The following is a 22,019-nucleotide window of genomic DNA, read 5'->3' as shown; positions in this document are numbered from 1 at the left end:
TGGTGTTAATACTTTGGTGCTAGAGGTCTCTGCAACGCGGGTTTCGCCCAATGAATACACGCATCTCGACACACACTGAACCCTGTGGGAGCTGGCTCGCCAGCGATAGCGGACCGTCAGAAAAACATTTGCTGGCTGACACACCGCCATCGCTGGCAAGCCAGCTCCCACAGGGAGAAATGTCAGCAGTGAGAAAACTGGTACGGGTTGTGCAAACGTTTGCGCAGCGTCAATACCGCCACTTTCGCGACTAAAACCGTACAGGCCCGCAGTGTCGGGCCTTGATCCGTAAAAAGGACTTTGAATGCACCTGTCTTCTTGCCGCCGCCCGTGGGGCGCGCGCACTTTTGCTGTTTCCTTGCTACTGGCCGGCGTTACCGGAATTCTCAGTCTCAGCGTATTGGCGCAACCCGCCGCCAAGGATGAGTCGGCCCAAGGTGAAGCCCTCAGCCCGGAGGCCAGTCCGCCGAAAAAAGGTGAGTATCTGTCGGACTGGTTCAACCAGGACCTGATGATCATCGGCAGCAAGGACATCAGCTTCGGCCCGCAACCTTCCGACGACATCTACCTCGAATATGAATACTTCGGGCGCAAGGGGCCGTTCGAGTTGTACGGCTACGTCGACATCCCGAAGATCTTCGACATTGGCAACAGCCACGACAAAGGCGTGTGGGATCACGGCTCGCCACTGTTCATGGAACACGAACCGCGGATCTCCATCGACTACCTCGCCGGCCGTAGTCTGGCCATCGGCCCGTTCAAGGAATGGTACGTAGCCTTCGACTGGATCTACGACCACGGCAGCCGCAAAGAGAACCGCGCCAACACGTTGTACAGCGGCTTCGGCACCGACATCGACACCCACTCGCGGGTCAACCTGTCGGCCAACCTGTACGGGCGCTATCAATGGGAAAACTATGGCGCGAGCAATGAATATTCGTGGGACGGCTACCGCGCCCAGCTCAAATACATCGTGCCGATCAGCAGCTTCAGCAACGGCGCGTCACTGACCTACATCGGCTTCACCAACTTCGACTTTGGCTCGGACATGCACAAGGACAACCCGGCCCGTACCGCCAACGCGACGGTGGCGACCAACGTGTTTCTGTACTCGTTCACCCATTTGCGCTTCATGCTGGTGGGACGGTATTTCCACAACGGCGGCAACTGGGAAGATGGCAGCGAGCTGAATTTCGGCGAAGGCAACTTCCGCGCGCGCTCGAATGGCTGGGGGTATTACGCGGGGGTCGGCTATCAGTTCTGAGCAATAGCCGTAACCTTTGGCCAAGGGAACGGCAGCATTCATTGGGGTTGCTGCAAGCGCAATCCCGGCCAGCCCCCAACGCTGCTGCCAACAACCGCTACCGTCGGACAATCCGACTGAATTTTCCCGGCGCAGCGCGATCCTTCTATTACCACAGGGAGGAAGATGGGCTTTATGAACAACGCAAAACTCTACGTCATCGAATACACCCTTCACGGCACGCCCAAGTCCTTCATTATCCGCTCGGACAAGATGGACAACGCCGAGGCTTGGCACTGGGCGAGCTGCGATGCCGGGGTAGGCCGAATTCCGCGATTCGGCCGGGAAAAGGTGCAAAAGACCAGCAAGCCGATGGCAGAAAAATTCGGCGTGGAAAACGTTCTCTGGCGACCGGCGAGCTAAGCTTGCGCAACAGCGGGAACGACTTCGGGGGAACATACATGACGACCAGTGCGGCGCACCTGGAATACGGCCTGGACAGCGCGTCCGGCCGCATCAGCAAAAGCGTCGAATGCCAAGTCGACTTGGAAGCCGTCGAAAACGATCCCTACTGCTTTGCATTGTTGGTGTATGCACCGTTGCCGGAAGACCTGAATCAAGCGATCACGGTGGTTGTTTTTGTCGAAGGCAGGCGACTGCAGGGCAGCGTCCGGCGCATCGAATTGCTGGACGATGACCGTCTGAAACTGGAAGTGGAGCCTGATTAGGCTCCACTTTTTTTATTTAGCATGGGCGCATTTGCAACCTTCGGTGGAACACTCTTTGCCGTCCTCGTGATGATGCGCACAAGCCTCGCAACAGAAATGCTTGCCGTGGCGAACGATGGGATGCTCGCCGAGCTTGCAGTTGCACTTTGGGCAGTCACAGGTTTTGTCGGGCATGGGACAGACTCCTTGGGTGGTGGTTGTCTGGGGCTTGCACGGTTAGCCGTGTTTACCAGTGTAGGTGCTGAGCAGCGGTGGGAGCATATCCGTTGCTGCGGTGATGGCTTATTAGGGTTCCGCCCTTACGGCGGGTCACCTTTTCCAAACGCCGAAAAGGTAACCCAAAAGGCTTTACCCTGACGTACGGCACTTCGCTGAGGCTCAGTGTTCCCTCGCTACGGCGCCCATCAGGGGCATCGCCTCCGGTTTGCTGCGCTGCACCTCCTCTCGATGAATGCGGCTGCGCCGCACGGCGCTGCGCGCCTACCCCTGATGGGCGCCTACGCTCGGCCTGCCGATGGGGCTGGAGATCAAAAGCCACATCAAAAGCCGGATCAAGAGCCCCTCACCCTAACCCTCTCCCAGAGGGAGAGGGAACTGACCGAGTGGTTTGGCAGAGGTGCGCCGACGTGAAATACCGAGCCGAACTCAGGCTATGAAAAGCACACAAATCGGCCCCCTCTCCCTCGGGGAGAGGGTTGGGGTGAGGGGTGAGGGGCAGCCCCGCCGCAAAACCAAAGCCGACCACGCCGTGCTCCTCACCACTCAACACAATGAGCGTTAGCTCGAGAGCAGCTCTTGATCTCGAGCGCCCGTCGGCAGGCTGAGTGGAGGGATTGATCCGGGGGTGGGAGCGCAGCGACCGTTTGGCGCAGCCAAACACATCGAGAGGAGGTGCAGCGCAGCAAACCGGAGGCGATGCCCCCGGATCAATCCCGGAGCGAAGGAACCCGAGCCACAGCGAGGGCCGGACGTCAGGGTAAAGCCTTTTGGGTTACCTTTTCGGCGTCTGGAAAAGGTGACTCGCCGTCAGGACGAAACCCTAAGAAGCCCTCACCGCAGCAACGGATAAACACTCAATCCGAAGAACGCACAGAACTCCGATACATAAACACCAACGCCAACCCCAAACAAACCATAGCCAAAATCCGCGATCCAGACAGCTCAATCGCCGGATTCCCCAGCCAGCCAAAATTATCAATCAACATCCCCATCCCCAACTGCCCGACAATCACCGCCACAGTCGCCACCGCCGTCCCGACCCGAGGCACCGCGCCAACCATGACAATCATATAAACCACCCCAAACAACGCGCCACTCAACTGCCACTTTGGGACATCCAACAAACTCACCGCATGCGGCGGCTCAAAAAACACAATCAACAATCCAGTAACCAGCGCACCCACGGCAAATGTCAGCAAACTACTGCGCAAAACCCCAACGGTCTCACCCAGACGCCCATTGATCGCCGCCTGCACACTCAACACCGCACCGGCCAGAACCACCACCGCCAACAAAATAACCAGACTCATGATCAACCCCGCGCAATCAAAACAAGTGCCGCGACAATCAGCAGCAGCGCCAGCCAACGCTCACCGTTGACCTTTTTACGCACCGCGCCGAACCAGCCGAAGTGGTCGATCAACACGCTCTTGCCGACCTGCCCGGAGAGAATCGCGATCATGGTCATGGCGATCCCGATGTGCGGCGTCGCCAGCGTCAGCACCACCACGTAAATCGGCCCGAGCACACCCCCGATCAACTGCCAGCGTGGCAACGTGTTCAACGCAGGTCCTTGTTGCGGGCCACTGAACAACAGCAGCAAAAACAGAATTGCCGAACCTACCCCGAAGATGCTCAAGGTCGCCCACAGATGCCCGACCTGCGCACCCAACGGCCCGAGCAACCCCGCCTCAACCGATAACCCCATGCCCGCCAGAATCACCAACGGCAGCAACAACAAACGCAATCCCGGCTTGACCATCGGCGGCGCCACACTCACTTCATCCAACGTCTGCATAACCACAACCTGATCCAGTAATCGATGGCGCGGATTATCGGCTGGTGTCGCTGTGCAATAAATGGCAGCATCCGGACAACACTTTTGCGCAACCCGCACAGCAGGATGGCCAATGCACGGCTTAAACGAACTCGGATTCAAGGCGCTACGACTGTTTGTGGCGGTGCTGGATCACGGCAGTTTTTCCGAAGTCGCACGGCGTGAGGGCGTGGCGCCCTCCTCGATTTCGCGACAGATTCAGTTGATGGAGCAGGCGCTGAACCAGCAATTGCTCTACCGCCACACTCGCGCCGTCACGCCGACTGAGGCCGGGCGCATGCTCGGTCACCATGCGCGGCTGGTGCTGGTGCAACTGGAAGAAGCCGAGCAGGCGTTGCAGGAGCAGCAAAGCGAGCCGACTGGCCTGGTACGCATCAACGCACCCGTAGTGTTCGGCCAAAGGCATCTGACACCGTGGCTCGGCCAGTTGTGCGCGCGCTATCCAAAGCTGCAACTGGACATTCAGCAGACCGACCATTACGTCGATCCGTTGCAGGAAGGCACCGACCTGTTGTTTCGCATCGGCGCGCTGCACGACTCAAGCATGCAGGCGCGGATTCTGGCGCCGCATCGCTTTCAGGTAGCGGCGAGTCCTGCCTATCTCAAACGCCACGGTACGCCGCAACATCCGGATGATCTGGCGCAGCATCAATGCCTGGCCTACAAAGGCGCGACCGGCCAGCAGCGTTGGTTCTTTCGTCGTGACGGGCAGGAGTGGACGCCTTACTCGGTTCGAGGCCCGATCACCGGCAACCACGCGGACACCCTGACTCAGGCCGCTGTGCAGGGGCTGGGGCTGGTGATGTTTCCGTCGTGGCTGATTGGCGAGGCGGTGCGTGAGGGCACGCTGGTGCCGGTGTTGAGCGAGTATCAGGTGTCGAACAGTCTGGAGCCGCAGCAGATCGCCGTGCTGTGGCCGGGGAGTCGGCGGTTGTCGGTGAAGGTGCGTACGGTGATTGATTTCTTCGTCGAATGCTTCGGCGAAATCCCCTATTGGGACAAACCATAACCCCCCTTCGGCAGCTCCTACACGGGTTGTGAAAAACATCAGATACGGAACTGCCCCACCAGTTTGCCCAACCGCTGCCCCAAGTCCGCCAAACTCCGCGAAGTCTGCGCCCCCAGCTGCGTCTCATCCGCCACGCTGTCCACCGCCACCGCAATCTGATGCACGCTGCGGTTGATCTCTTCCGCCACCGCCGTCTGCTCTTCCGCAGCCGACGCAATCTGCGCGTTCATCGAGTTGATCGTGGCGATCAACTCGGCCATCGCATCCAGCGAAGCACCGGCCTGATTGGCCTGCGCCGAAGTGCCGTCACCCGCCTCGCTCGACCGGCGCATCGCTTCGACCGCCGACTGCGTGCCCGCCTGCAAGCGATCGATCATGCCCTGAATTTCCTGAGTGCTGATCTGCGTACGACTGGCCAGCGCGCGCACTTCATCCGCCACCACCGCAAAGCCGCGCCCGGCTTCACCGGCCCGCGCTGCTTCAATCGCTGCGTTGAGCGCCAAGAGGTTGGTCTGTTCGGCAATCGAGCGGATCACCCCGAGCACGCCGACAATCGACGATACGTCCTGTTGCAAGTTGTCGAGGGACACGCCGCTGCTGCGAATGTCATCGACCAACGCATGAATCTGCTTGATGCTGCCAGCCACCACGCGTTTGGCGGTCTGGCCTTCTTCGTCGGTCTGCTGCGCCGCGACCGCAGCGTTCTGCGCGCTCTTGGCGACTTCCATGGCGGCGGCGGACATCTCGTTGATGGCCGTGGCGACTTGATCGGTTTCGTGACGTTGACGCTCCATCGCCTGATCCGAACGCTGGGCCTGATCCGACACTTGCGTTACCAGCCCGGTCAGTTGCGAGGTCATCTCGGTGATCTGCCGCACCAGGCCGTGGATCTTGTCGACGAAACGGTTGAACGAGCCGGCCAGTTCGCCGAGTTCATCCTGGCTGGTGATGGTCAGACGTCGCGTCAGATCGCCCTCGCCCGCCGCGATGTCATCGAGGTTGGCTTTCATCAGGGTCAGTGGGCGCAGAATCGCGTTGGCCAGCAGCAGCCCCGCCACCGCGATCACCAGCAGCACGATCAGCGCCACGCCGACGATGCTCAGAATCACGCCTTGCATGCGCTCTTGAATCTGCGCTTCAACCAACGCCACTTGCGCCTCGATGCCGTCGAGGTTGACCGAGGTGCCGACTGCCATGTCCCACTTCGGCAGGTATTCGGTGTAGCCGAGTTTCGGCACCAGCACTTGCGCGTTGCCCGGCAGCGCCGAGCTGTATTGCAGATAGTGGGTGCCGTCCTTCGCCACTTTCACCAGATCGCGATTGACGTAGACGCCGTTTGGATCGCGGTTGTCCTTGAAGCTTTTGCCCACACCCTCGGGATCACTGGCCTTGAACAGACGCACGGTCTCGGAGTCGTAGCCGAAGAAGTAGCCGTCCTTGCCGTACTTGATGCTCGACAGCAATTTGACCACCTGAGCGCGCGCCGCGTCATCGCCCGGGGCGGCGGCGTCGTACAGCGGTTTGATGGTGGTCATGGCCACGGCAACGTAGCTGGCCAGCGTGGCCTTGGCATCAGCGAGCAGGCGCTCGCGGGTCTGGGTGACTTCGTTGCGCGCCTGTTCCTGCAGGATGAACAGCGTGGTCAGGCTGATCACCAGCGCAAAGAGCAGCACCGGCAGGACGGCAAGGGACAGGACTTTAGCCTTGAGGCTCAGACGCATGGTGGCTCACTCTTTTGGTTTTGTCGGCGTGATTAAAGGCTTTAACGGCAAACAAAACCAAAAGTTGAGCTGATGATCTCCCCTGTGTCGGATCAGAGGACCATCGCAGCAATCCAGCCAAACACCAGCAGCGGCAGGTTGTAGTGCAGGAAGGTCGGTACCACGGTGTCCCAGATATGGTGATGCTGGCCGTCGATGTTCAGGCCGGAGGTCGGGCCGAGCGTCGAGTCCGAGGCTGGCGAACCGGCGTCGCCCAAGGCGCCCGCCGTACCGACGATGCACACAATGGCAATCGGGCTGAAGCCGAGCTGCACGCACAACGGCACGAAAATCACCGCGAGGATCGGCACCGTGGAAAACGACGAGCCGATCCCCATGGTCACCAGCAGGCCCACCAGCAACATCATCAGCGCGCCGACGGCTTTGCTGTGGTCGATCCACGCCGCCGAGGTTTCCACCAGAGTCTGCACTTCACCGGTGGCCTTGATCACTTCGCCGAAACCCGAGGAGGCGATCATGATGAAGCCGATCATCGCCATCATCTTCATGCCTTCGGTGAACAAATCATCAGTCTCGCGCCACTTGACGATGCCCGACGCCGAGAAGATCAGAAACCCGGCCAGTGCGCCGATAATCATCGAATCCAGCAACAGCTGAATAATGAACGCCGCTGCAATTGCCACACCGGCAATCATCAGGCTCATCGGGTTGTATCGCACCGCGACTTGCTCGACCTGCTCGATCTTCGCCAGATCGTAGACGCGCTTCTTGCGATAGCTGATGAAGGCAATGCCCAGCCCCACCAACATGCCCAGCGCCGGAATGCCCATGGCATGCGTGACGTTGATGCCGCTGATGTCGACGCCGCTACGGGCGACGTTGGCCAGCAGGATTTCGTTGAGGAAGATGTTGCCGAAACCCACCGGCAGGAACATGTACGGGGTGATCAGGCCGAAAGTCATCACGCAGGCGATCAAGCGCCGGTCGAGTTGCAGCTTGGTCAGGACGTATAGAAGCGGTGGCACCAGCAACGGAATGAACGCGATATGGATCGGCAGGATGTTCTGCGAGGCAATCGCCACCGCCCACAACAGGCCGATCAACACCCACTTGACGTTGCCGCCACCGTTCGCGTGCTGCCGATCAACCATCGCCAGGGCCTTGTCGGCCAAGGCATGCGCCAGGCCGGACTTGGCAATCGCCACCGCGAAAGCGCCGAGCAACGCGTAGGACAACGCCACCGTCGCCCCGCCGCCCAAGCCACTGTTGAACGCCTTGAGCGTGGCTTCGATGCCCAGCCCACCGGTCAGGCCACCGACCAGCGCGCCGACGATCAAAGCGATCACCACATGCACCCGGGACAGGCTGAGGATCAGCATGACGCCGACCGCAGCAATCACTGCATTCATTTCATTACCTCAAAAAACACTGCGGTGAGCCGTCACCGCCAGACAGAATGAGTCCGCCCGGCACTGCCCGAGGGCTGCCAGCGGGTTGCAAAGAGGGTCTTATTAGAAGGGCGCGCACTGTGCCGCAGAGTGGCCGCAGTGTCAAAGCAACTGACCGGTTTGCGATGCAACAACCGACAAAGCTCCCGGCGAATGAACGCATTCCTGTGGCGAGGGGATTTAGCGAAACGTCGCACCGCCCCGTTGGGTGGCGCAGCCGCCCCATTGATCCTCCAGTCAAACCGCATTCGCAGGATTTGCGACTGCTGCGCAGCCGAACGGGGATGAATCCCCTCGCCACAGGATTCGTGTCGGTCAGCAAGTGCGGCAATTCGCCATATTGTGTTTCAGCCATAAAGAAAGCCGAAACGCGGCCGCTACAGTGCAAAGTCTCAGATATTTATCGAATAAGGACGTCTCCATGTCACTCAGACAACTTTCCATCCAATGGAAAATCACCCTGCTCGCCGGGCTGTGCCTGGCCGGCATCGTGACCCTGCTGGTGGGTCTTTCGCTGTATCGCATGGAGCACAGCTCCGCGCTGGTGAAGGCTTCGAGCATGGAGATGCTCACCGATTCGGCGCAGGCGCGCATCGAGTCCCAAGGCGAAGTTCAGGCGCTGGGGATTCGCCAGCAGTTCATGGACGCCTATCAGTACGGGCATGGTTTCTCGCGGCAGGTGCTGTTTCTGCGTGAACAGGCCGAGAAGCGTTTCCTCGACGCCTTCGATCTGCGCGAAGACATGACCCGTCAGGTCAAATCGGCGTTGCAAGCCAACCCGGATCTGCTCGGCCTGTCGCTGGTATTCGAAGCCAATGCGCTGGACGGCAAGGACGAACTGTTTGCCGGTCAGGCTGAACTGGGCAGCAACGACAAGGGCCGATTCGCCCTGTACTGGTCGCAACCGACCCCGGGTAAAGTCACCTCGATGGCGCTGCCGGAAAGCGACATGGCCGACACCAGCACCGGCCCCAGCGGTCAGGCCGCCAATGCCTGGTTCACCTGCCCGCGCACCACGCTCAAACCGTGCGTGATCGAACCGTACTTCTATGTGATCGACGGCCAGAAAGTGCTGATGACCAGCATCGTCTTCCCGCTGATGGTCAACGGCAAAGTCATCGCCTCGCTGTCGGTGGACATCAACCTCAACAGCTTGCAGGCGATCAGCCAGGGCGCGAGCAAAAAACTCTACGACGGTCAGACCGCCGTGAGCATCATCAGCCCGGCCGGCCTGCTCGCCGGTTACAGCCCGGACGCCGGCAAGCTCAGCCAGCGCCTCGATGCAGTCGACACTACCAGCGGCGCCGAACTGCTGCGCTTGCTCGCTTCACGCAACAGCGTCAGCAGCCTGCACGCCAATGACAAACTCAAAGTGCTGTCGCCGTTCCAGCCGATTCCCGGTGGTCCGTCGTGGGGCGTGCTGCTTGATGTGCCGGAGAAAGTACTGGTCGGCCCGGCCGAAGCGCTCAAGCAACAACTGGATGCGAGCAACTCTGCGGGCGCCATGGTCGAACTGGGCCTCGGCGCCCTCGCCGCATTGGTCGGTCTGTTGCTGGTGTGGCTGATGGCGCGCAGCGTGACCAAACCGATTCTCGGCGTGGCGCACATGCTCGAAGACATCGCCAGCGGCGAAGGCGACCTGACCCGACGTCTGGCCTATGACAAACAGGACGAACTCGGTCAGTTGGCCGGTTGGTTCAACCGCTTCCTCGACAAGCTGCAGCCGATCATTGCTGAAGTGAAACGCTCGGTGCAGGACGCGCGCAACACCGCCGATCAGTCCTCGGCCATCGCCACCCAGACCAGCGCCGGCATGGAGCAGCAATACCGCCAGGTCGATCAAGTGGCCACCGCATCGCACGAAATGAGCGCCACCGCGCAAGACGTCGCCCGCAGCGCCGCACAAGCCGCCGAAGCCGCCAAGGACGCCGACCGCGCGACCCGTCAGGGTCTGACCGTAATCGACCGCACCACCGCCAGCATCGACACCCTCGCCTCGGACATGAGCGCGGCGATGATTCAGGTGGAAGGCCTGGCCGCCAACAGCGAGAAGATCGGCACCGTGCTGGAAACCATCCGCGCCATCGCCGAGCAAACCAACTTGCTGGCGCTGAACGCGGCCATCGAAGCAGCGCGCGCCGGTGAAGCCGGACGTGGTTTTGCCGTGGTCGCCGATGAGGTGCGTAACCTCGCCCGCCGCACTCAGGAATCGGTGGAAGAAACCCGTCTGGTGATCGAGCAATTGCAGAGCGGCACTCAAGACGTAGTTGGCTCGATGAACAACAGCCATCGTCAGGCTCAGGGCAGCGTCGAACAGGTCGGCCAAGCGGTGACCGCGCTGCGGCAGATCGGTGATGCGGTGACGGTGATCAGCGACATGAACCTGCAAATCGCCAGCGCGGCGGAGGAACAGAGCGCGGTGGCTGAGGAGATCAACAGCAACGTGGCGACAATTCGTGATGTGACGGAATCGCTGTCGGAGCAGGCGAATGAATCGGCGCGGGTGAGCCAGTCGCTGAATAGCCTGGCGAATCAGCAGCAGAGTTTGATGGATCAGTTTCGCGTTTGATTTGGATTGCTGAAAGTCAAAAGCTTACCTCCTCACCCCAGCCCTCTCCCCCAAGGGGTAGACGGGAAAGGGAGCAGATCTTCATGCTTTTCAAAACCTGAGTTCGACTCGATATTTCAGGTCGATGTACCTCGAGCATCCAACTCGGTCAGTCCCCTCTCCCACCGGGAGAGGGTTAGGGAGGGGCTTCTGAAGGTTCACCGCCGAGGTAATTGAATCAAAACCCGCAACCCACCCCACTCACTCTCGCCCAACACCATCTCCCCGCCCCACGTATCCACAATATCGCGCACAATCCCCAACCCCAATCCATGCCCGAGCGTCTGCTCATCCAGTCGCGCCCCCCGGCTGAACACCTGAGCGCGCTGCGCCTCGGGAATCCCCGGCCCGTCATCCTCAACGCTCAGCGCAAATCCTTCAGCCGTCTCAACCACGCTCAGCCGCACCTCGGCATCCGCCCATTTGCAGGCGTTATCCAGCAGATTACCCAGCAACTCGAGCAAGTCCTCACGGTCCCACGGCAACTGCAGCCCCGCTGGCGCCACGTAGCTCAACGCCAGATGCTCGCCATGAATCATGTTCAAGGTCGCGAGCAACCCCGGCAGCTCCGCATCGCAATCAAACAACGCGCCCGGCAGCGCATCACCGGACAAACGCGCGCGATTAAGTTCGCGATTGAGTCGCTGCTGCACCTGCTCCAGTTGCTGCTGAAGGATTTTTCTCAGCTCGGGATGCGCATCGAGTTTTTCGTTCGACGCCAGGCTCAACAGCACCGCCAGCGGGGTTTTCAACGCGTGCCCGAGGTTGCCCAGCGCATTGCGTGAGCGCTTGAGGCTGTCTTCGGTATGCGCCAGCAGATGGTTGATTTGCGCCACCAATGGCTCGAGTTCTTCCGGCACTTGCTCATCGAGTTGCGAACGCTGGCCCTGTTGCAACTGGGCGATCTGCTCACGGGCCTTTTCCAGTGGGCGCAAAGCACGGCGCACGGTGATCCGTTGCAGGATCAGGATCAGCAGCAAACCGGCCAGCCCGAGGCCAAATCCGATCTGGCGCATGCGCTGGAAACTCTCGCGCACCGGTGTGTAGTCCTGGGCGACGCTGATCGAGATCGACTGACCCAGCCGCCGATAATCCGAGCGCAGCACCAGCAACTGCTGCCCCTCCGGCCCCAGTTGCAGATTGCTGTGCAGACCGGGGCGTTCGAGGACTGGCAATTCCTGATCCCACAGTGACCGCGAGCGCCAATGACTGTCGGCAAAATCGATGCGGAAGTAGTGCCCGGAAAACGGTCGCAGGTAGGCCGGTGACAGATGCCGTTCATCCAGCTGCAAACCTTGTGGGCCACGCACCATCGCCACCAGCAGGCTCTCGCTGTCGTTACGCAGGCCGGCTTCGAGGTAGCGCTGCAAACCCGCTTCGAACAACCACAGACTGACTTGCGCCAGCACCACGCCGACGATCACCAGCACGCTGATCAGGCCCAGGCTCAAACGGCGCTGGATCGATCTCACGACGCTTGACCGCCGAACAGATAACCTTGGCCGCGACGGGTTTCAATCACGCTTTTGCCGAGCTTGCGCCGCAGGTGATTGACGTGGACTTCGAGCACATTGGAATCACGCTCGGTTTCACCGTCGTAGAGGTGTTCGGCGAGGTGGCTTTTCGAGAGGATCTGTTCCGGGTGCAGCATGAAGTAGCGCAGCAGACGGAATTCGGCAGCGGTCAGTTGAATGTCAGCGCCATCGCGCACCACGCACTGGCGGCCCTCATCCAGATGCAGGCCAGCAGATTTGAGCGTCGGTTGATTGGCCTGGCCCTTGGAGCGACGCAGCAGCGATTGAATGCGCAGATGCAGCTCTTCCGGGTGAAACGGCTTGGTCAGGTAATCGTCGGCACCGGCCTTCAGGCCTTCGATGCGCTCGGCCCAGGAGTCGCGTGCGGTGAGGATCAACACTGGAATTGCCAGACCTGCCGCGCGCCACTGCGCCAGCACATCCAGCCCCGGTACGCCGGGCAAACCGAGGTCGAGGATGATCAGGTCGTAAGGCTCGCTGCTGCCCTGATAGACCGCGTCACGGCCATCCGCCAGCCAGTCGACCGCATAGCCCTGACGATTGAGGCCGGCGAGCAATTCATCGGCCAGCGGCACGTGGTCTTCAACCAGTAGCAAACGCATCGTTCAATCTTCCTTGTCTTTGAGCAACCGGCCGGTGGCGGCTTCCAGGTGCAGCTCGCGCGCGACACCTTCGACCGTCAGCAACTCGACTTCATAAATGTACACGTCGTGCTTCTCTTCCAGCTCGGCTTCCAGCAGTTTCGCGCCGGGGTACAAATCCAGCGCCTGCTTGAGCAACTGCTCGAGCGGCATGATCACGCCTTGCTGCCGCAGGCGCAGGGCTTCGTCCTGATCAAGGTCGCGGGCCATGGTCACCGGGCAGAACGCCAAAAGCACCAGAGCCAGACGGCCCACGGTGCGCGCGGGTGAACGAGGTAAAAACGCTTTCATTAGATGTCCTGATGATCCTTGCGCAACAACCCGTCGGTTGCGTCCAGTTCCAGCTCCCACTCCACGCCTTGCGGGTCGCGCAATTCGATCTGATAAAGGTAGATGCCATACCTTTTTTCCAGCTCGATTTCGATGACGGTCGAACCCGGATGCCGCGCCATAGCCGTGGCCTGCACGGCGTCAATCGGCACAATGGTACCAGCGTCGACCAGTTTGCGCGCTTCGTCGGAGCGCAGGTCGCGGGTCTGGGCGAAGGTTGAGGACAACCCGAACAGAACCAGTGCAACAAACAGGGCAGCCAGGGTTTTCATGGGATCTCCGTATTTTAAGTGCAGCTACGGGGCGCCACCCTAGCGGTGTGAACTTAACTGAAACTGAATTGCCATCATCGAATGCTGGCACCGCGCTCCTGCATGGCCCGGCATCATGTGCTTATAATCTTTCGCTTGCTAACGATCGAGACCGGTATGACTGCCATTCACATCAAGTTCCCCGCTCTTACCCTCAAGGCCGGCCCACGGGCGATGGCGCGGATTCGTGCCCAAGGCCTCAGCGCTGCGGACGTCGGCACCCTGCCCGGCGCCGCTGGCGGGCCAAAGGCATTGGGGATTCAGGGTCTGGATCTGGCGCTGTTCGGCGAATGGCTGCCAGCCGCGCCGCGTGAACGCTCGCTGATTGGTGCGTCAGTCGGTTCCTGGCGCTTCGCCAGCGCCTGTCTGCCGGACGCGGCTGAAGGCATCCGACGCCTCGGCCAGCTGTACACCGAGCAGAATTTCAACAAAGGCGTGAGCATGGCCGAGATCAGCCAGAGCTCGCAGCGCATGCTCGATGATCTGCTTGACGGCCGCGACTCGCAGCTGCTCGCCAACCCGGATTACCGCTTGAACATCATGGTGGTCAAAAGCCACGGTCGGCTGGCGGATGATCATCGCGGCCGGCTCGGACTGGCGCTGGGGTCGGTGATTGCCGACAACCTGCGCGGGCGGGCGCGCCTGTCGCGGCACTTTGAACGGCTGATCATCCACGACCCGCGCCTCGCGCCGCCGCTGCATGCGCTGAATGACTTTCCGTCACGCTTCGTCGCACTCAACGCCGGCAACCTGCGTCAGGCGCTATTGGCCTCGGGTTCGATCCCGATGGTCATGCAAGGCGTGCGCGATCTGCCGGGCGCTGGCGCCGGGACGTTCCGCGACGGCGGTTTGCTCGACTATCACCTCGATCTGCCCTACAGCGGCGACGGCATCGTGCTCTATCCGCATTTCACCGACCGGGTGATTCCCGGCTGGTTCGACAAGACCCTGCCGTGGCGCAAAGCCTCGGTTGAACGCTTGAAGGACGTGCTATTGCTCGCGCCCTCGAAGGAATATCTGGCGCGCCTGCCCTTCGGCAAACTGCCCGACCGTAACGACTTCAAGCGCTTCATGGGTGATGCACCGGCGCGGCAGAAATACTGGCGCGCGGCGATGGACGAGAGCCGTCGTCTGGGTGACGAGTTTCTCGAACTCAGCGCCAACGGTCGCCTCGCCGAGCGCTTGCTGACCCTTTAGTCAGTGTTTTACCGCATCGCCAAACACAAGCTGGTAAACTCGCCGCCTGCCCGAATCGCTGCGGCGAACGCCACCTGAACAGAGCCGAAATTACTGTGGAAATCTTCAAAGAGTTCACCTTCGAATCCGCCCACCGCCTGCCGCACGTACCCGACGGCCACAAGTGCGGGCGTCTGCACGGTCACTCGTTCAAAGTAGCGCTGCACCTGAGCGGCGATCTCGATCCGCACACCGGCTGGATCCGCGATTTCTCCGAGATCAAAGCGATTTTCAAGCCGCTGTACGAGCGGCTGGATCACAACTACCTGAACGACATTCCCGGCCTGGAAAACCCGACCAGCGAAGTGCTGGCGCAATTCATCTGGAAAGAGATGAAGCCATTGCTGCCGGAACTCAGCGCGATTCGCATCCATGAGACCTGCACCAGCGGTTGCATCTATCGCGGCGAGTAAATCGCACGATACAAACAAACCACCGAACCCGGTGGTTTTTTTATGCACAAGAAAACGCTCAGCAAGCCATCGCCGCCGCCCTGCTGCAATTCCTCTCCCCCCCCCAACAGTTTCGACTTGGCACGACCACTGCATCTTCTCCCGCGTCCTCCTCATTTCCAGCAAGGAACGCCCACATGACGCAGAACGATCCCGGCAACGATTACCCGCTCAGCGAAGTCCCGATGCATGCGCGCAAAGGCCTGGCCTCCACGGCGATGGTGTTACTGGGGTTCACGTTTTTCACCGCAACCATGTTTGCCGGTGGCAAGCTCGGGGTGGCGTTCAGTTTTGGCGAGATGCTCGCAGTAATCGTGGTCGGCAATTTGCTGCTCGGTTTGTATGCCGCAGGCTTGGGGTACATCGCTTTCAAAAGCGGACTGAATTCGGTGCTGATGGGGCGTTTCTGCTTCGGGGAAATCGGCAGCAAGCTCAGCGACCTGATCCTCGGTTTCACCCAGATCGGCTGGTACGCCTGGGGCACCGCGACCGCTGCGGTGGTCCTGGGGAAATACTTCGATCTGAACCAGGGCACGGTGCTCGGGCTGATGGTGCTGTTCGGTCTGCTGTTCTGCGCGACGGCGTATGTCGGTTATCGCGGGCTGGAGATTCTGTCGTACATCGCGGTGCCGGCGATGATGTTGCTGCTGATGCTGTCGATGTGGGTGGCCACGGTCAAGGTCGGCGGACTTGAAGGGTTGCTCAGCGTGGTGCCCAGTGGTTCGCTGGACTGGTCGACCGCCATCACGCTGGTGTTCGGCACCTTCGTCAGCGGTGCGACTCAAGCCACCAACTGGACACGATTCTCGCGTTCGGCGCGGGTCGCGGTGCTGGCGAGCCTGATCGGCTTCTTCATCGGCAACGGCCTGATGGTATTGATCGGCGCCTACGGTGCCATCGTTTATCAGCAACCGGACGTGGTTGAAGTGCTGCTGTTGCAGGGTTTCGCCATGGCAGCGATGGCGATGTTGCTGTTGAACATCTGGAGCACTCAGGACAACACCATCTACAACTTCGCCGTCGCCGGTTGCAATCTGCTGCGCACCGGTCGACGCAAAACCGTGACGCTGGCCGGCGCGGTGATCGGCACTGCGCTGGCGCTGCTGGGTATGTACGACATGCTGGTGCCGTACCTGATTTTACTCGGCACGGTGATTCCCCCGATTGGCGGAGTGATCATGGCGGATTTTTTCTATCGCTGGCGCGGGCACTATCCGCGGCTGGCCGACGCACGGCTGCCGGCCTTCAACTGGCCGGGGCTCGGGGCTTACGCGGTCGGCACGATGGCCGCATTCGGCTCGCCGTGGGTCGCGCCGCTGGTAGGCATCGCCGCTGCCGCGCTAACGTATGTCATCGTCACTGGCCTGCTCGGCGCCCGCCGCGCCAGTGTGCCTCTGCAAGATCTATAAAAGGATTCGCCTGATGCACATCATCAACGCCCGCCTGCGCAACCAGGAAGGTCTGCACGAATTGCACCTCGAAGACGGCCTGATCCGCAGCATCGCGCGTCAGACCGAAGCGCCGACTCTCGGCGCCGACGACCTCGATGCCGGCGGCAATCTGGTGGTGCCGCCCTTCGTCGAGCCGCACATTCACCTCGACGCCACGCTGACCGCCGGCGAGCCGCGCTGGAACATGAGTGGCACGCTGTTCGAAGGCATCGAATGCTGGGGCGAGCGCAAAGTCACCATCACCGAAGAAGACACCAAGACCCGCGCCAAGAAAACCATTCAGACCCTGGCGGCGCACGGCATTCAGCACGTGCGCACCCACGTCGACGTCACCGACCCGCAACTCACCGCGCTCAAGGCCATGCTCGAAGTGCGCGAAGAAAGTCGCCACCTGATCGACCTGCAAATCGTCGCGTTCCCGCAGGAAGGCATCGAGTCATTCCGCAACGGGCGTGAGCTGATGGAAGAATCGATCCGCATGGGCGCCGATGTGGTCGGCGGGATTCCGCACTTCGAATACACCCGCGATCAGGGCGTCAGTTCGGTGAAGTTTTTGATGGACCTGGCCGAGCGCACCGGTTGTCTGGTGGACGTGCATTGCGACGAAACCGACGACCCGCATTCACGCTTCCTCGAAGTGCTCGCCGAAGAAGCGCGCAGCCGCAACATGGGTTCACTCGTGACTGCCAGCCACACCACGGCGATGGGCTCCTACGACAACGCCTACTGCGCCAAACTGTTCCGCCTGCTCGGGCATTCGGGGATCAGTTTTGTCTCATGCCCGACCGAAAGCATCCACCTGCAAGGACGCTTCGACAACTTCCCCAAACGTCGCGGCGTGACCCGCGTCAATGAACTGCTCGAAGCCGGAATGAACGTGTGTTTCGGTCAGGATTCCATCGTCGATCCATGGTATCCGCTGGGCAACGGCAACATCCTGCGCGTGCTTGAGGCCGGGCTGCACATCTGCCACATGCTCGGCTATCGCAACCTGCAGAGTGCGCTGGATCTGGTGACCGACAACAGCGCCAAAGCGATGAACCTGGGCGAGCGTTATGGCCTGGAACAGGGGCGCCCGGCGAATCTGCTGATCCTCTCGGCGGACAGCGATTACGAGGTGATTCGCAGCCAAGGGTTGCCGCTGTATTCGATTCGTGGCGGCAAGGTGTTGATGAAGCGGCAGATGCCAGTGGTGGAATTCGCGGGCGATCTGAGCTGAGGTCAAGGCAAGGGCTGCTGGCCCCTTCGCTGGCAAGCCAGCTCCCACAGGTTACGGTGATCCCTGTGGGAGCCTGGCTTGCCAGCGATGACAATGCTGGATTCAACACCGTCCCGCCGAGTATTACGCTCAAGCAATCGCCGCCGTTTTTGCCCCAGCGCACAGGCTGTGCAACGATGTCCGCCGCACCCGGATGACCTGCCTGCCCGATCGAACCTCGACGCCTTCGCAGTGTCCTTCGGGGACGCGCCGTTTTTTGCCAAGGATCGTTATGACCAGCCTCAACACCCAAACCGCATTCATTCCAGGACGCTTGGAACAAACGTCCACGCGCATCGCTTTTTTCATCGCCGGGCTCGGCATTGCTGCCTGGGCGCCGCTGGTGCCCTACGCCAAGGCGCGCGCCGCGCTTGATGAAGGCACGCTGGGTTTGCTGTTGTTGTGTCTGGGCGTGGGCTCGATTCTGGCGATGCCGCTGGCGGGCATTCTCGCGACGCGTTTTGGCTGTCGGCGTGTGGCCACCGGTGGCACGTTGCTGATCTGCGCGGCATTGCCGTTGCTGGCGACGGTCTCATCGATTCCGGCAATGATCGCCACGCTGTTCATGTTCGGCGCCGGATTGGGCACGGTGGATTCGACGGTGAACCTGCAAGCGGTGATCGTCGAGCGCGCCAGTGGCAGGAACATGATGTCGGGCTTCCACGGGATGTTCAGTCTGGGCGGGATCGTCGGCGCGGCGGGCGTGAGTGCCCTGCTCGGCCTAGGCTTGTCGCCATTGGCGGCGATGCTGGTGGTAGTCGTCGTGTTGATCGCAGCCATGCTCAAAGCCGTGCCGAACATGTTGCCTTATGGCAGTGAAAGTTCAGGCCCGGCGTTCGCGGTGCCACACGGGATCGTGCTGTTCATCGGTGGCATGTGCTTCATCGTCTTTCTCACCGAAGGCGCGGCGCTGGACTGGAGCGCGGTGTTTCTCGCACAGGAACGCGGGATCGACACAGCGTACGCGGGCCTCGGCTACGCGGCGTTTGCGCTGACTATGACCTTGGGGCGTTTGACCGGTGACCGGATTGTCCGCGCGCTGGGCGCGACCCGGATCATTCTGTTTGGTGGTCTGCTGGCGGCGGCAGGTTTGTCTCTGGCAACCTTCGCGCCGAGCTGGGAAGCGGCGTTGTTCGGTTATGCGCTGGTCGGTGCCGGGTGTTCTAACATCGTGCCGGTGCTGTACACGGCGGTGGGCAAACAGACGGTGATGCCGGAAAGCATTGCGGTGCCGGCGATCACAACGCTGGGCTATGCAGGGATTCTGGCGGGACCGGCGGTGATCGGGTTTGTCGCGCATGCCAGCAGCTTGAGTTTTGCTTTTGGGTTGATGGCGTTGTTGCTGGTGGCGGTGGCCATTGGCGGCAAAGTCCTCAAGGTCTAGCACCGACCACTGTGGCGAGGGAGCTTGCTCCCGCTGGACTGCGCAGCAGGCCCTTTTTTGGAGCTGCTTCGCACCTCAGCGGGAGCAAGCTCCCTCGCCACAGGTCAGGTTTCAGCCTTTAGAACCCCACGCTGGCCTGCACAAAGAACGTACGCGGCGTCCCTACGTAGATCCCCGAGTTGTTATCGCTGGAACGGGTGAAGTACTGCTTGTCGAAGACGTTCTTCACCCCGGCGCCGAGCTTCAGGTTCGACAACTGCGCACCAAAGTCATAGCCGCCACGCACGTTCCAGGTCACGTAACCCGGAATGTCACCGTACTGCCCGTCCGCCGTACCTTCGGTGATGTAGTTGTTGTTGAAGCTGCCATCGGCGTTGATTCCGCTGCCCGGCGCGCGCTGTTTGGACTGGGCGAAACCGTCGATGTTGTAGGTCCAGCGATCGATGTCGTAGCGCAAACCGACCGTCGCCACCTGGCGCGAGTAGTACGGCAGATCGCGGCCCTTGAAGCCCGGAATCTCGCCTTCATAAGTCGCGCGGGTGTAGGTGAAGCCGGCGTTCGCCGTCAGACCATCAAGCCGCGGGTCAAGCGCTGCCATGTCGTAATGCACCGAGGCTTCGATGCCCTGGTGTTTGGTGGTGCCGAGGTTGGTCCAGCCCACGTCATTGCTGACGTATTGCAACTCGTCATCGAAGTCGATGTAGAACAGCGTCACTTCGCCGCCCCACACGTCATCGTTGTAGCGCGTACCGATTTCGTAGGTCTTGGCTTTTTCCGGGTTCAAGCCGCTGGCAGGTTCATCACCCGAACCGCCCTGACCGAGCTGGAAATATTGCAGGCTGCCGAACGAGGTTTCGTAGTTGGCGAACAGCTTCCACGCATCGGACAGGTGATACATCACGCTCAGCGCCGGCAACGGTTCGTTGCTTTCGATGCTGCGGTTTTTCTCCGGCACGCGTTTGCCAGCAGTGTCGAGCACGGCGCGATCATGCCAATCGGTGCTGATGTGCTCGAAGCGAATACCGGGCGTCACGGTCCAGTTGCCGACATCGATTTTGTTGTCGATGTACACCGAGTTGGCTTCGGTGCCGCCAGTGCGATCCTGGAACACGTGGCCATCGGAAGACTTGGTCACGACTGGCTCGTTATTCACCAGCGCCAGTCGGCTCGACTGCTCGTGCATCGCCTCTTTCAGGTAACGATAACCGACGCTGACTTCCTGAGTCGTCGGGCCGACATCGAACACGCGCGACACGCGCGGCTCGATCCCCAGCGTGTAGTAGGAACGCGGAAAGGAGCTGAGGGTTTTCTGGTCGCGGGCGGCGATGGTGCTGCCGCGAAAGCTGTCGGAATAGTAGGTCAGTACTTCGGCCTGAGTACGCTCGTCGATCTGGCGGATCCACTTGAACGAAACGTCTTTGCGTCGGCCGCTGAAGCCGTCGTAGTCGCGGTCGGACTGGAACGGTTTGTCGTCGTACTGCTTCTGCGTCAGGCCGCCGGGCATGTCGGCGCTGGCGTCGTAGTAGTGGAAGTTGAGGCTGAAATCGTCCTGATCGGTCGGCGCCCAGTGGGTCTTGAGGATCACATCATCGATGTCGTTACTCTGATTGCGCTCGCGGTAACCGTTGCCGTTGACGCCCGAATAGAGCAACGCCATGCCGATGCCGTTGTCGGCAGTGCCGCCGAGGAACGCAGTGTCGATATGCTTCCAGCCACCGTGCTGCGAAGTCTCCAGGGTAGTGCCGATTTCCCCGGTGGTTTTTTCCGGGATCGCGCGGGTCACGAAGTTGATCACGCCGCCGACGTTCTGCGGCCCGTAGCGCACCGAACCGGCGCCGCGCACCACGTCGATACTGTCGAGGTTGCCGGAAGAAATCGGCGCCATCGACAGTTGTGGCTGGCCGTACGGCGCGAACGCTGCCGGCACGCCGTCGATCAACACGGTGGAGCGCGGTGACAGACGCGAGGTCAGTCCGCGCACGCCAACGTTCAGCGAAATGTCACTGCCGCCAGTGCCGTTGGCTTCCTGCACCTGAACGCCCGGCACGCGACGCAGAACGTCGCCGACGTTCATTGCGCCCTGCTCGACCATCGCTTCGCGGCGGATCACCGTGCGTGCGCCGGGGTGGTTCTGCACCACCGCAGCGTCGGCATCACCGAGCCAGTCGCCAACCACTTTGATGTCGGTCACACCGAGTTCCAGCGGGCCGCTGGCGGCGGTGGTCGGTGCGGGCGACAGGGTGACCGAGCCTTCAGTGATCTGATAATCCAGACCACTGCCTTGCAGCAATTGGCGCAGCGCCTGCTCCGGGGAAAGATCGCCATCCACTGCCGGCGCCTGCTTTCCTGCGACCAGATCAGGGCTGAAAAACACTTGCAACGAAGTCTGCTGGCCCAGCTCGCTCAGGGCCTGACCCAGCGGCTGTGCGCGGATGTGAATGGCTTCGGCGGCGAACGCCAGCGGCACAGCGGCGTTGACCGCCAGCGCTAAGGCAAGCGGCAACCAAGGGGATTTTTTGTTGTTGGCGGTGGTGTTTTTCACGTCGAACAGAGTCCTGTGGATCGCAAGAGTGTGCGCCTGTTAATGCAAACCAGTTGCAGTTGAACA

19 protein-coding genes and 3 pseudogenes are annotated in these 22,019 nt (G+C 60.9%); 11 read left to right on the top strand and 11 right to left on the bottom strand.

What is annotated here, in order from left to right; genetic code table 11:
- Nucleotides 1–304 precede the first annotated feature (304 nt).
- From ACP7EE_RS19235 to ACP7EE_RS19225, 3 genes are all read left to right on the top strand, one after another.
- Nucleotides 305–1,264: a nucleoside-specific channel-forming protein Tsx gene (locus ACP7EE_RS19235; protein ID WP_426235918.1), complete on the top strand. Its 960-nt coding sequence runs from the start codon at nt 305–307 to the stop codon at nt 1,262–1,264.
- Nucleotides 1,265–1,438: 174 nt separating this feature from the next.
- Nucleotides 1,439–1,666 carry a DUF6555 family protein gene (locus ACP7EE_RS19230; RefSeq protein WP_420651437.1) on the top strand — a complete coding sequence of 76 codons (228 nt, stop codon included), beginning with the start codon at nt 1,439–1,441 and terminating at the stop codon, nt 1,664–1,666.
- Between the two features lie 38 nt (nt 1,667–1,704).
- On the top strand, nt 1,705–1,971 hold the full coding sequence (locus ACP7EE_RS19225; protein ID WP_426235916.1) for a hypothetical protein: 267 nt from the start codon (nt 1,705–1,707) through the stop codon (nt 1,969–1,971).
- A gap of 12 nt (nt 1,972–1,983) precedes the next feature.
- On the opposite strand, the gene ACP7EE_RS19220 is transcribed toward ACP7EE_RS19225, so the two are convergent.
- The 3 genes from ACP7EE_RS19220 to ACP7EE_RS19210 form a co-directional block, all read right to left on the bottom strand.
- A complete protein-coding gene (locus ACP7EE_RS19220) occupies nt 1,984–2,145 on the bottom strand; it encodes a metallothionein (protein ID WP_420650195.1) in 162 nt (53 codons plus the stop codon).
- 899 nt (nt 2,146–3,044) lie between these two features.
- The gene (locus ACP7EE_RS19215) at nt 3,045–3,500 is read right to left on the bottom strand and encodes a DMT family transporter (RefSeq protein WP_426235914.1); all 456 of its coding nucleotides are present in this window, start codon (nt 3,498–3,500) and stop codon (nt 3,045–3,047) included.
- Nucleotides 3,501–3,502: 2 nt separating this feature from the next.
- Nucleotides 3,503–3,988, bottom strand: a complete 486-nt coding sequence (locus ACP7EE_RS19210) for a DMT family transporter (protein ID WP_426235912.1) — start codon at nt 3,986–3,988, stop codon at nt 3,503–3,505.
- Nucleotides 3,989–4,100: 112 nt separating this feature from the next.
- On the opposite strand from ACP7EE_RS19210, the gene ACP7EE_RS19205 reads away from it, so the two are divergent.
- Nucleotides 4,101–5,036, top strand: coding sequence for a LysR family transcriptional regulator (locus ACP7EE_RS19205; RefSeq protein ID WP_426235910.1), 936 nt, complete (start codon nt 4,101–4,103; stop codon nt 5,034–5,036).
- Nucleotides 5,037–5,074: 38 nt separating this feature from the next.
- Here ACP7EE_RS19205 and ACP7EE_RS19200 read toward each other — a convergent pair.
- From ACP7EE_RS19200 to ACP7EE_RS19190, 3 genes and pseudogenes are all read right to left on the bottom strand, one after another.
- Nucleotides 5,075–5,668: pseudogene (locus tag ACP7EE_RS19200) on the bottom strand (methyl-accepting chemotaxis protein); the annotation flags it as partial.
- Nucleotides 5,669–5,980: 312 nt separating this feature from the next.
- Nucleotides 5,981–6,757, bottom strand: a pseudogene (locus ACP7EE_RS19195) (cache domain-containing protein); the annotation flags it as partial.
- A gap of 92 nt (nt 6,758–6,849) precedes the next feature.
- Nucleotides 6,850–8,166 (bottom strand): Na+/H+ antiporter family protein, encoded by a 1,317-nt coding sequence (locus ACP7EE_RS19190; protein ID WP_426203809.1) that lies wholly within the window; start codon nt 8,164–8,166, stop codon nt 6,850–6,852.
- Between the two features lie 460 nt (nt 8,167–8,626).
- On the opposite strand from ACP7EE_RS19190, the pseudogene ACP7EE_RS19185 reads away from it, so the two are divergent.
- Both ACP7EE_RS19185 and ACP7EE_RS19180 read left to right on the top strand, forming a co-directional pair.
- Nucleotides 8,627–9,916 (top strand): annotated as a pseudogene (locus ACP7EE_RS19185) (HAMP domain-containing protein); the annotation flags it as partial.
- 102 nt (nt 9,917–10,018) lie between these two features.
- Complete coding sequence (locus tag ACP7EE_RS19180) at nt 10,019–10,774, top strand: methyl-accepting chemotaxis protein (protein WP_420650224.1); 756 nt, start codon at nt 10,019–10,021, stop codon at nt 10,772–10,774.
- A gap of 197 nt (nt 10,775–10,971) precedes the next feature.
- Here ACP7EE_RS19180 and ACP7EE_RS19175 read toward each other — a convergent pair whose 3' ends face one another.
- The 4 genes from ACP7EE_RS19175 to ACP7EE_RS19160 are packed head-to-tail and all read right to left on the bottom strand — an operon-like array spanning nt 10,972 to nt 13,591.
- Nucleotides 10,972–12,285: a sensor histidine kinase gene (locus tag ACP7EE_RS19175; RefSeq protein WP_426203810.1), complete on the bottom strand. Its 1,314-nt coding sequence runs from the start codon at nt 12,283–12,285 to the stop codon at nt 10,972–10,974.
- On the bottom strand, nt 12,282–12,950 hold the full coding sequence (locus ACP7EE_RS19170) for a response regulator transcription factor (protein WP_420650201.1): 669 nt from the start codon (nt 12,948–12,950) through the stop codon (nt 12,282–12,284). Before ACP7EE_RS19170 ends, ACP7EE_RS19175 begins: the two co-directional genes overlap by 4 nt.
- Before the next feature lie 3 nt (nt 12,951–12,953).
- Nucleotides 12,954–13,280: a PepSY domain-containing protein gene (locus tag ACP7EE_RS19165; RefSeq protein WP_426235908.1), complete on the bottom strand. Its 327-nt coding sequence runs from the start codon at nt 13,278–13,280 to the stop codon at nt 12,954–12,956.
- Nucleotides 13,280–13,591 carry a PepSY domain-containing protein gene (locus ACP7EE_RS19160; protein WP_426203812.1) on the bottom strand — a complete coding sequence of 104 codons (312 nt, stop codon included), beginning with the start codon at nt 13,589–13,591 and terminating at the stop codon, nt 13,280–13,282. Before ACP7EE_RS19160 ends, ACP7EE_RS19165 begins: the two co-directional genes overlap by 1 nt.
- A gap of 156 nt (nt 13,592–13,747) precedes the next feature.
- Between ACP7EE_RS19160 and ACP7EE_RS19155 the strand changes: the two genes are divergently transcribed.
- The 5 genes from ACP7EE_RS19155 (at nt 13,748) to ACP7EE_RS19135 (ending at nt 19,411) form a co-directional block, all read left to right on the top strand.
- Complete coding sequence (locus ACP7EE_RS19155) at nt 13,748–14,827, top strand: patatin-like phospholipase family protein (protein WP_426235906.1); 1,080 nt, start codon at nt 13,748–13,750, stop codon at nt 14,825–14,827.
- A gap of 95 nt (nt 14,828–14,922) precedes the next feature.
- Nucleotides 14,923–15,279, top strand: a complete 357-nt coding sequence (gene queD / locus ACP7EE_RS19150) for a 6-carboxytetrahydropterin synthase QueD (RefSeq protein ID WP_420650205.1) — start codon at nt 14,923–14,925, stop codon at nt 15,277–15,279.
- A gap of 176 nt (nt 15,280–15,455) precedes the next feature.
- Nucleotides 15,456–16,727 (top strand): cytosine permease, encoded by a 1,272-nt coding sequence (gene codB / locus ACP7EE_RS19145; RefSeq protein ID WP_426235903.1) that lies wholly within the window; start codon nt 15,456–15,458, stop codon nt 16,725–16,727.
- A gap of 13 nt (nt 16,728–16,740) precedes the next feature.
- Complete coding sequence (gene codA, locus ACP7EE_RS19140) at nt 16,741–17,988, top strand: cytosine deaminase (RefSeq protein ID WP_426235901.1); 1,248 nt, start codon at nt 16,741–16,743, stop codon at nt 17,986–17,988.
- A gap of 271 nt (nt 17,989–18,259) precedes the next feature.
- A complete protein-coding gene (locus ACP7EE_RS19135; RefSeq protein WP_426235899.1) occupies nt 18,260–19,411 on the top strand; it encodes an MFS transporter in 1,152 nt (383 codons plus the stop codon).
- Nucleotides 19,412–19,529: 118 nt separating this feature from the next.
- On the opposite strand, the gene ACP7EE_RS19130 is transcribed toward ACP7EE_RS19135, so the two are convergent.
- A complete protein-coding gene (locus tag ACP7EE_RS19130; RefSeq protein ID WP_426235897.1) occupies nt 19,530–21,953 on the bottom strand; it encodes a TonB-dependent siderophore receptor in 2,424 nt (807 codons plus the stop codon).
- Between the last annotated feature and the right edge of the window lie 66 nt (nt 21,954–22,019).

It is taken from the genome of Pseudomonas sp. TWP3-2 (assembly GCF_049897765.1).
Classification (GTDB): Bacteria; Pseudomonadota; Gammaproteobacteria; order Pseudomonadales; family Pseudomonadaceae; genus Aquipseudomonas.
This window is presented reverse-complemented; position numbering and strand designations above follow the sequence as displayed.

Excerpts from the sequence above, each read along its gene's own strand:
- ACP7EE_RS19235 (WP_426235918.1), top strand. The coding sequence starts at position 305 with ATGCACCTGTCTTCTTGCCGCCGCCCGTGGGGCGCGCGCACTTTTGCT.
- ACP7EE_RS19230 (WP_420651437.1), top strand. The coding sequence starts at position 1,439 with ATGAACAACGCAAAACTCTACGTCATCGAATACACCCTTCACGGCACG.
- ACP7EE_RS19225 (WP_426235916.1), top strand. The coding sequence starts at position 1,705 with ATGACGACCAGTGCGGCGCACCTGGAATACGGCCTGGACAGCGCGTCC.
- ACP7EE_RS19220 (WP_420650195.1), bottom strand. The coding sequence starts at position 2,145 with ATGCCCGACAAAACCTGTGACTGCCCAAAGTGCAACTGCAAGCTCGGC.
- ACP7EE_RS19215 (WP_426235914.1), bottom strand. The coding sequence starts at position 3,500 with ATGAGTCTGGTTATTTTGTTGGCGGTGGTGGTTCTGGCCGGTGCGGTG.
- ACP7EE_RS19210 (WP_426235912.1), bottom strand. The coding sequence starts at position 3,988 with ATGCAGACGTTGGATGAAGTGAGTGTGGCGCCGCCGATGGTCAAGCCG.
- ACP7EE_RS19205 (WP_426235910.1), top strand. The coding sequence starts at position 4,101 with ATGCACGGCTTAAACGAACTCGGATTCAAGGCGCTACGACTGTTTGTG.
- ACP7EE_RS19190 (WP_426203809.1), bottom strand. The coding sequence starts at position 8,166 with ATGAATGCAGTGATTGCTGCGGTCGGCGTCATGCTGATCCTCAGCCTG.
- ACP7EE_RS19180 (WP_420650224.1), top strand. The coding sequence starts at position 10,019 with ATGGAGCAGCAATACCGCCAGGTCGATCAAGTGGCCACCGCATCGCAC.
- ACP7EE_RS19170 (WP_420650201.1), bottom strand. The coding sequence starts at position 12,950 with ATGCGTTTGCTACTGGTTGAAGACCACGTGCCGCTGGCCGATGAATTG.
- ACP7EE_RS19165 (WP_426235908.1), bottom strand. The coding sequence starts at position 13,280 with ATGAAAGCGTTTTTACCTCGTTCACCCGCGCGCACCGTGGGCCGTCTG.
- ACP7EE_RS19160 (WP_426203812.1), bottom strand. The coding sequence starts at position 13,591 with ATGAAAACCCTGGCTGCCCTGTTTGTTGCACTGGTTCTGTTCGGGTTG.
- ACP7EE_RS19155 (WP_426235906.1), top strand. The coding sequence starts at position 13,748 with ATGACTGCCATTCACATCAAGTTCCCCGCTCTTACCCTCAAGGCCGGC.
- codB (WP_426235903.1), top strand. The coding sequence starts at position 15,456 with ATGACGCAGAACGATCCCGGCAACGATTACCCGCTCAGCGAAGTCCCG.
- codA (WP_426235901.1), top strand. The coding sequence starts at position 16,741 with ATGCACATCATCAACGCCCGCCTGCGCAACCAGGAAGGTCTGCACGAA.
- ACP7EE_RS19135 (WP_426235899.1), top strand. The coding sequence starts at position 18,260 with ATGACCAGCCTCAACACCCAAACCGCATTCATTCCAGGACGCTTGGAA.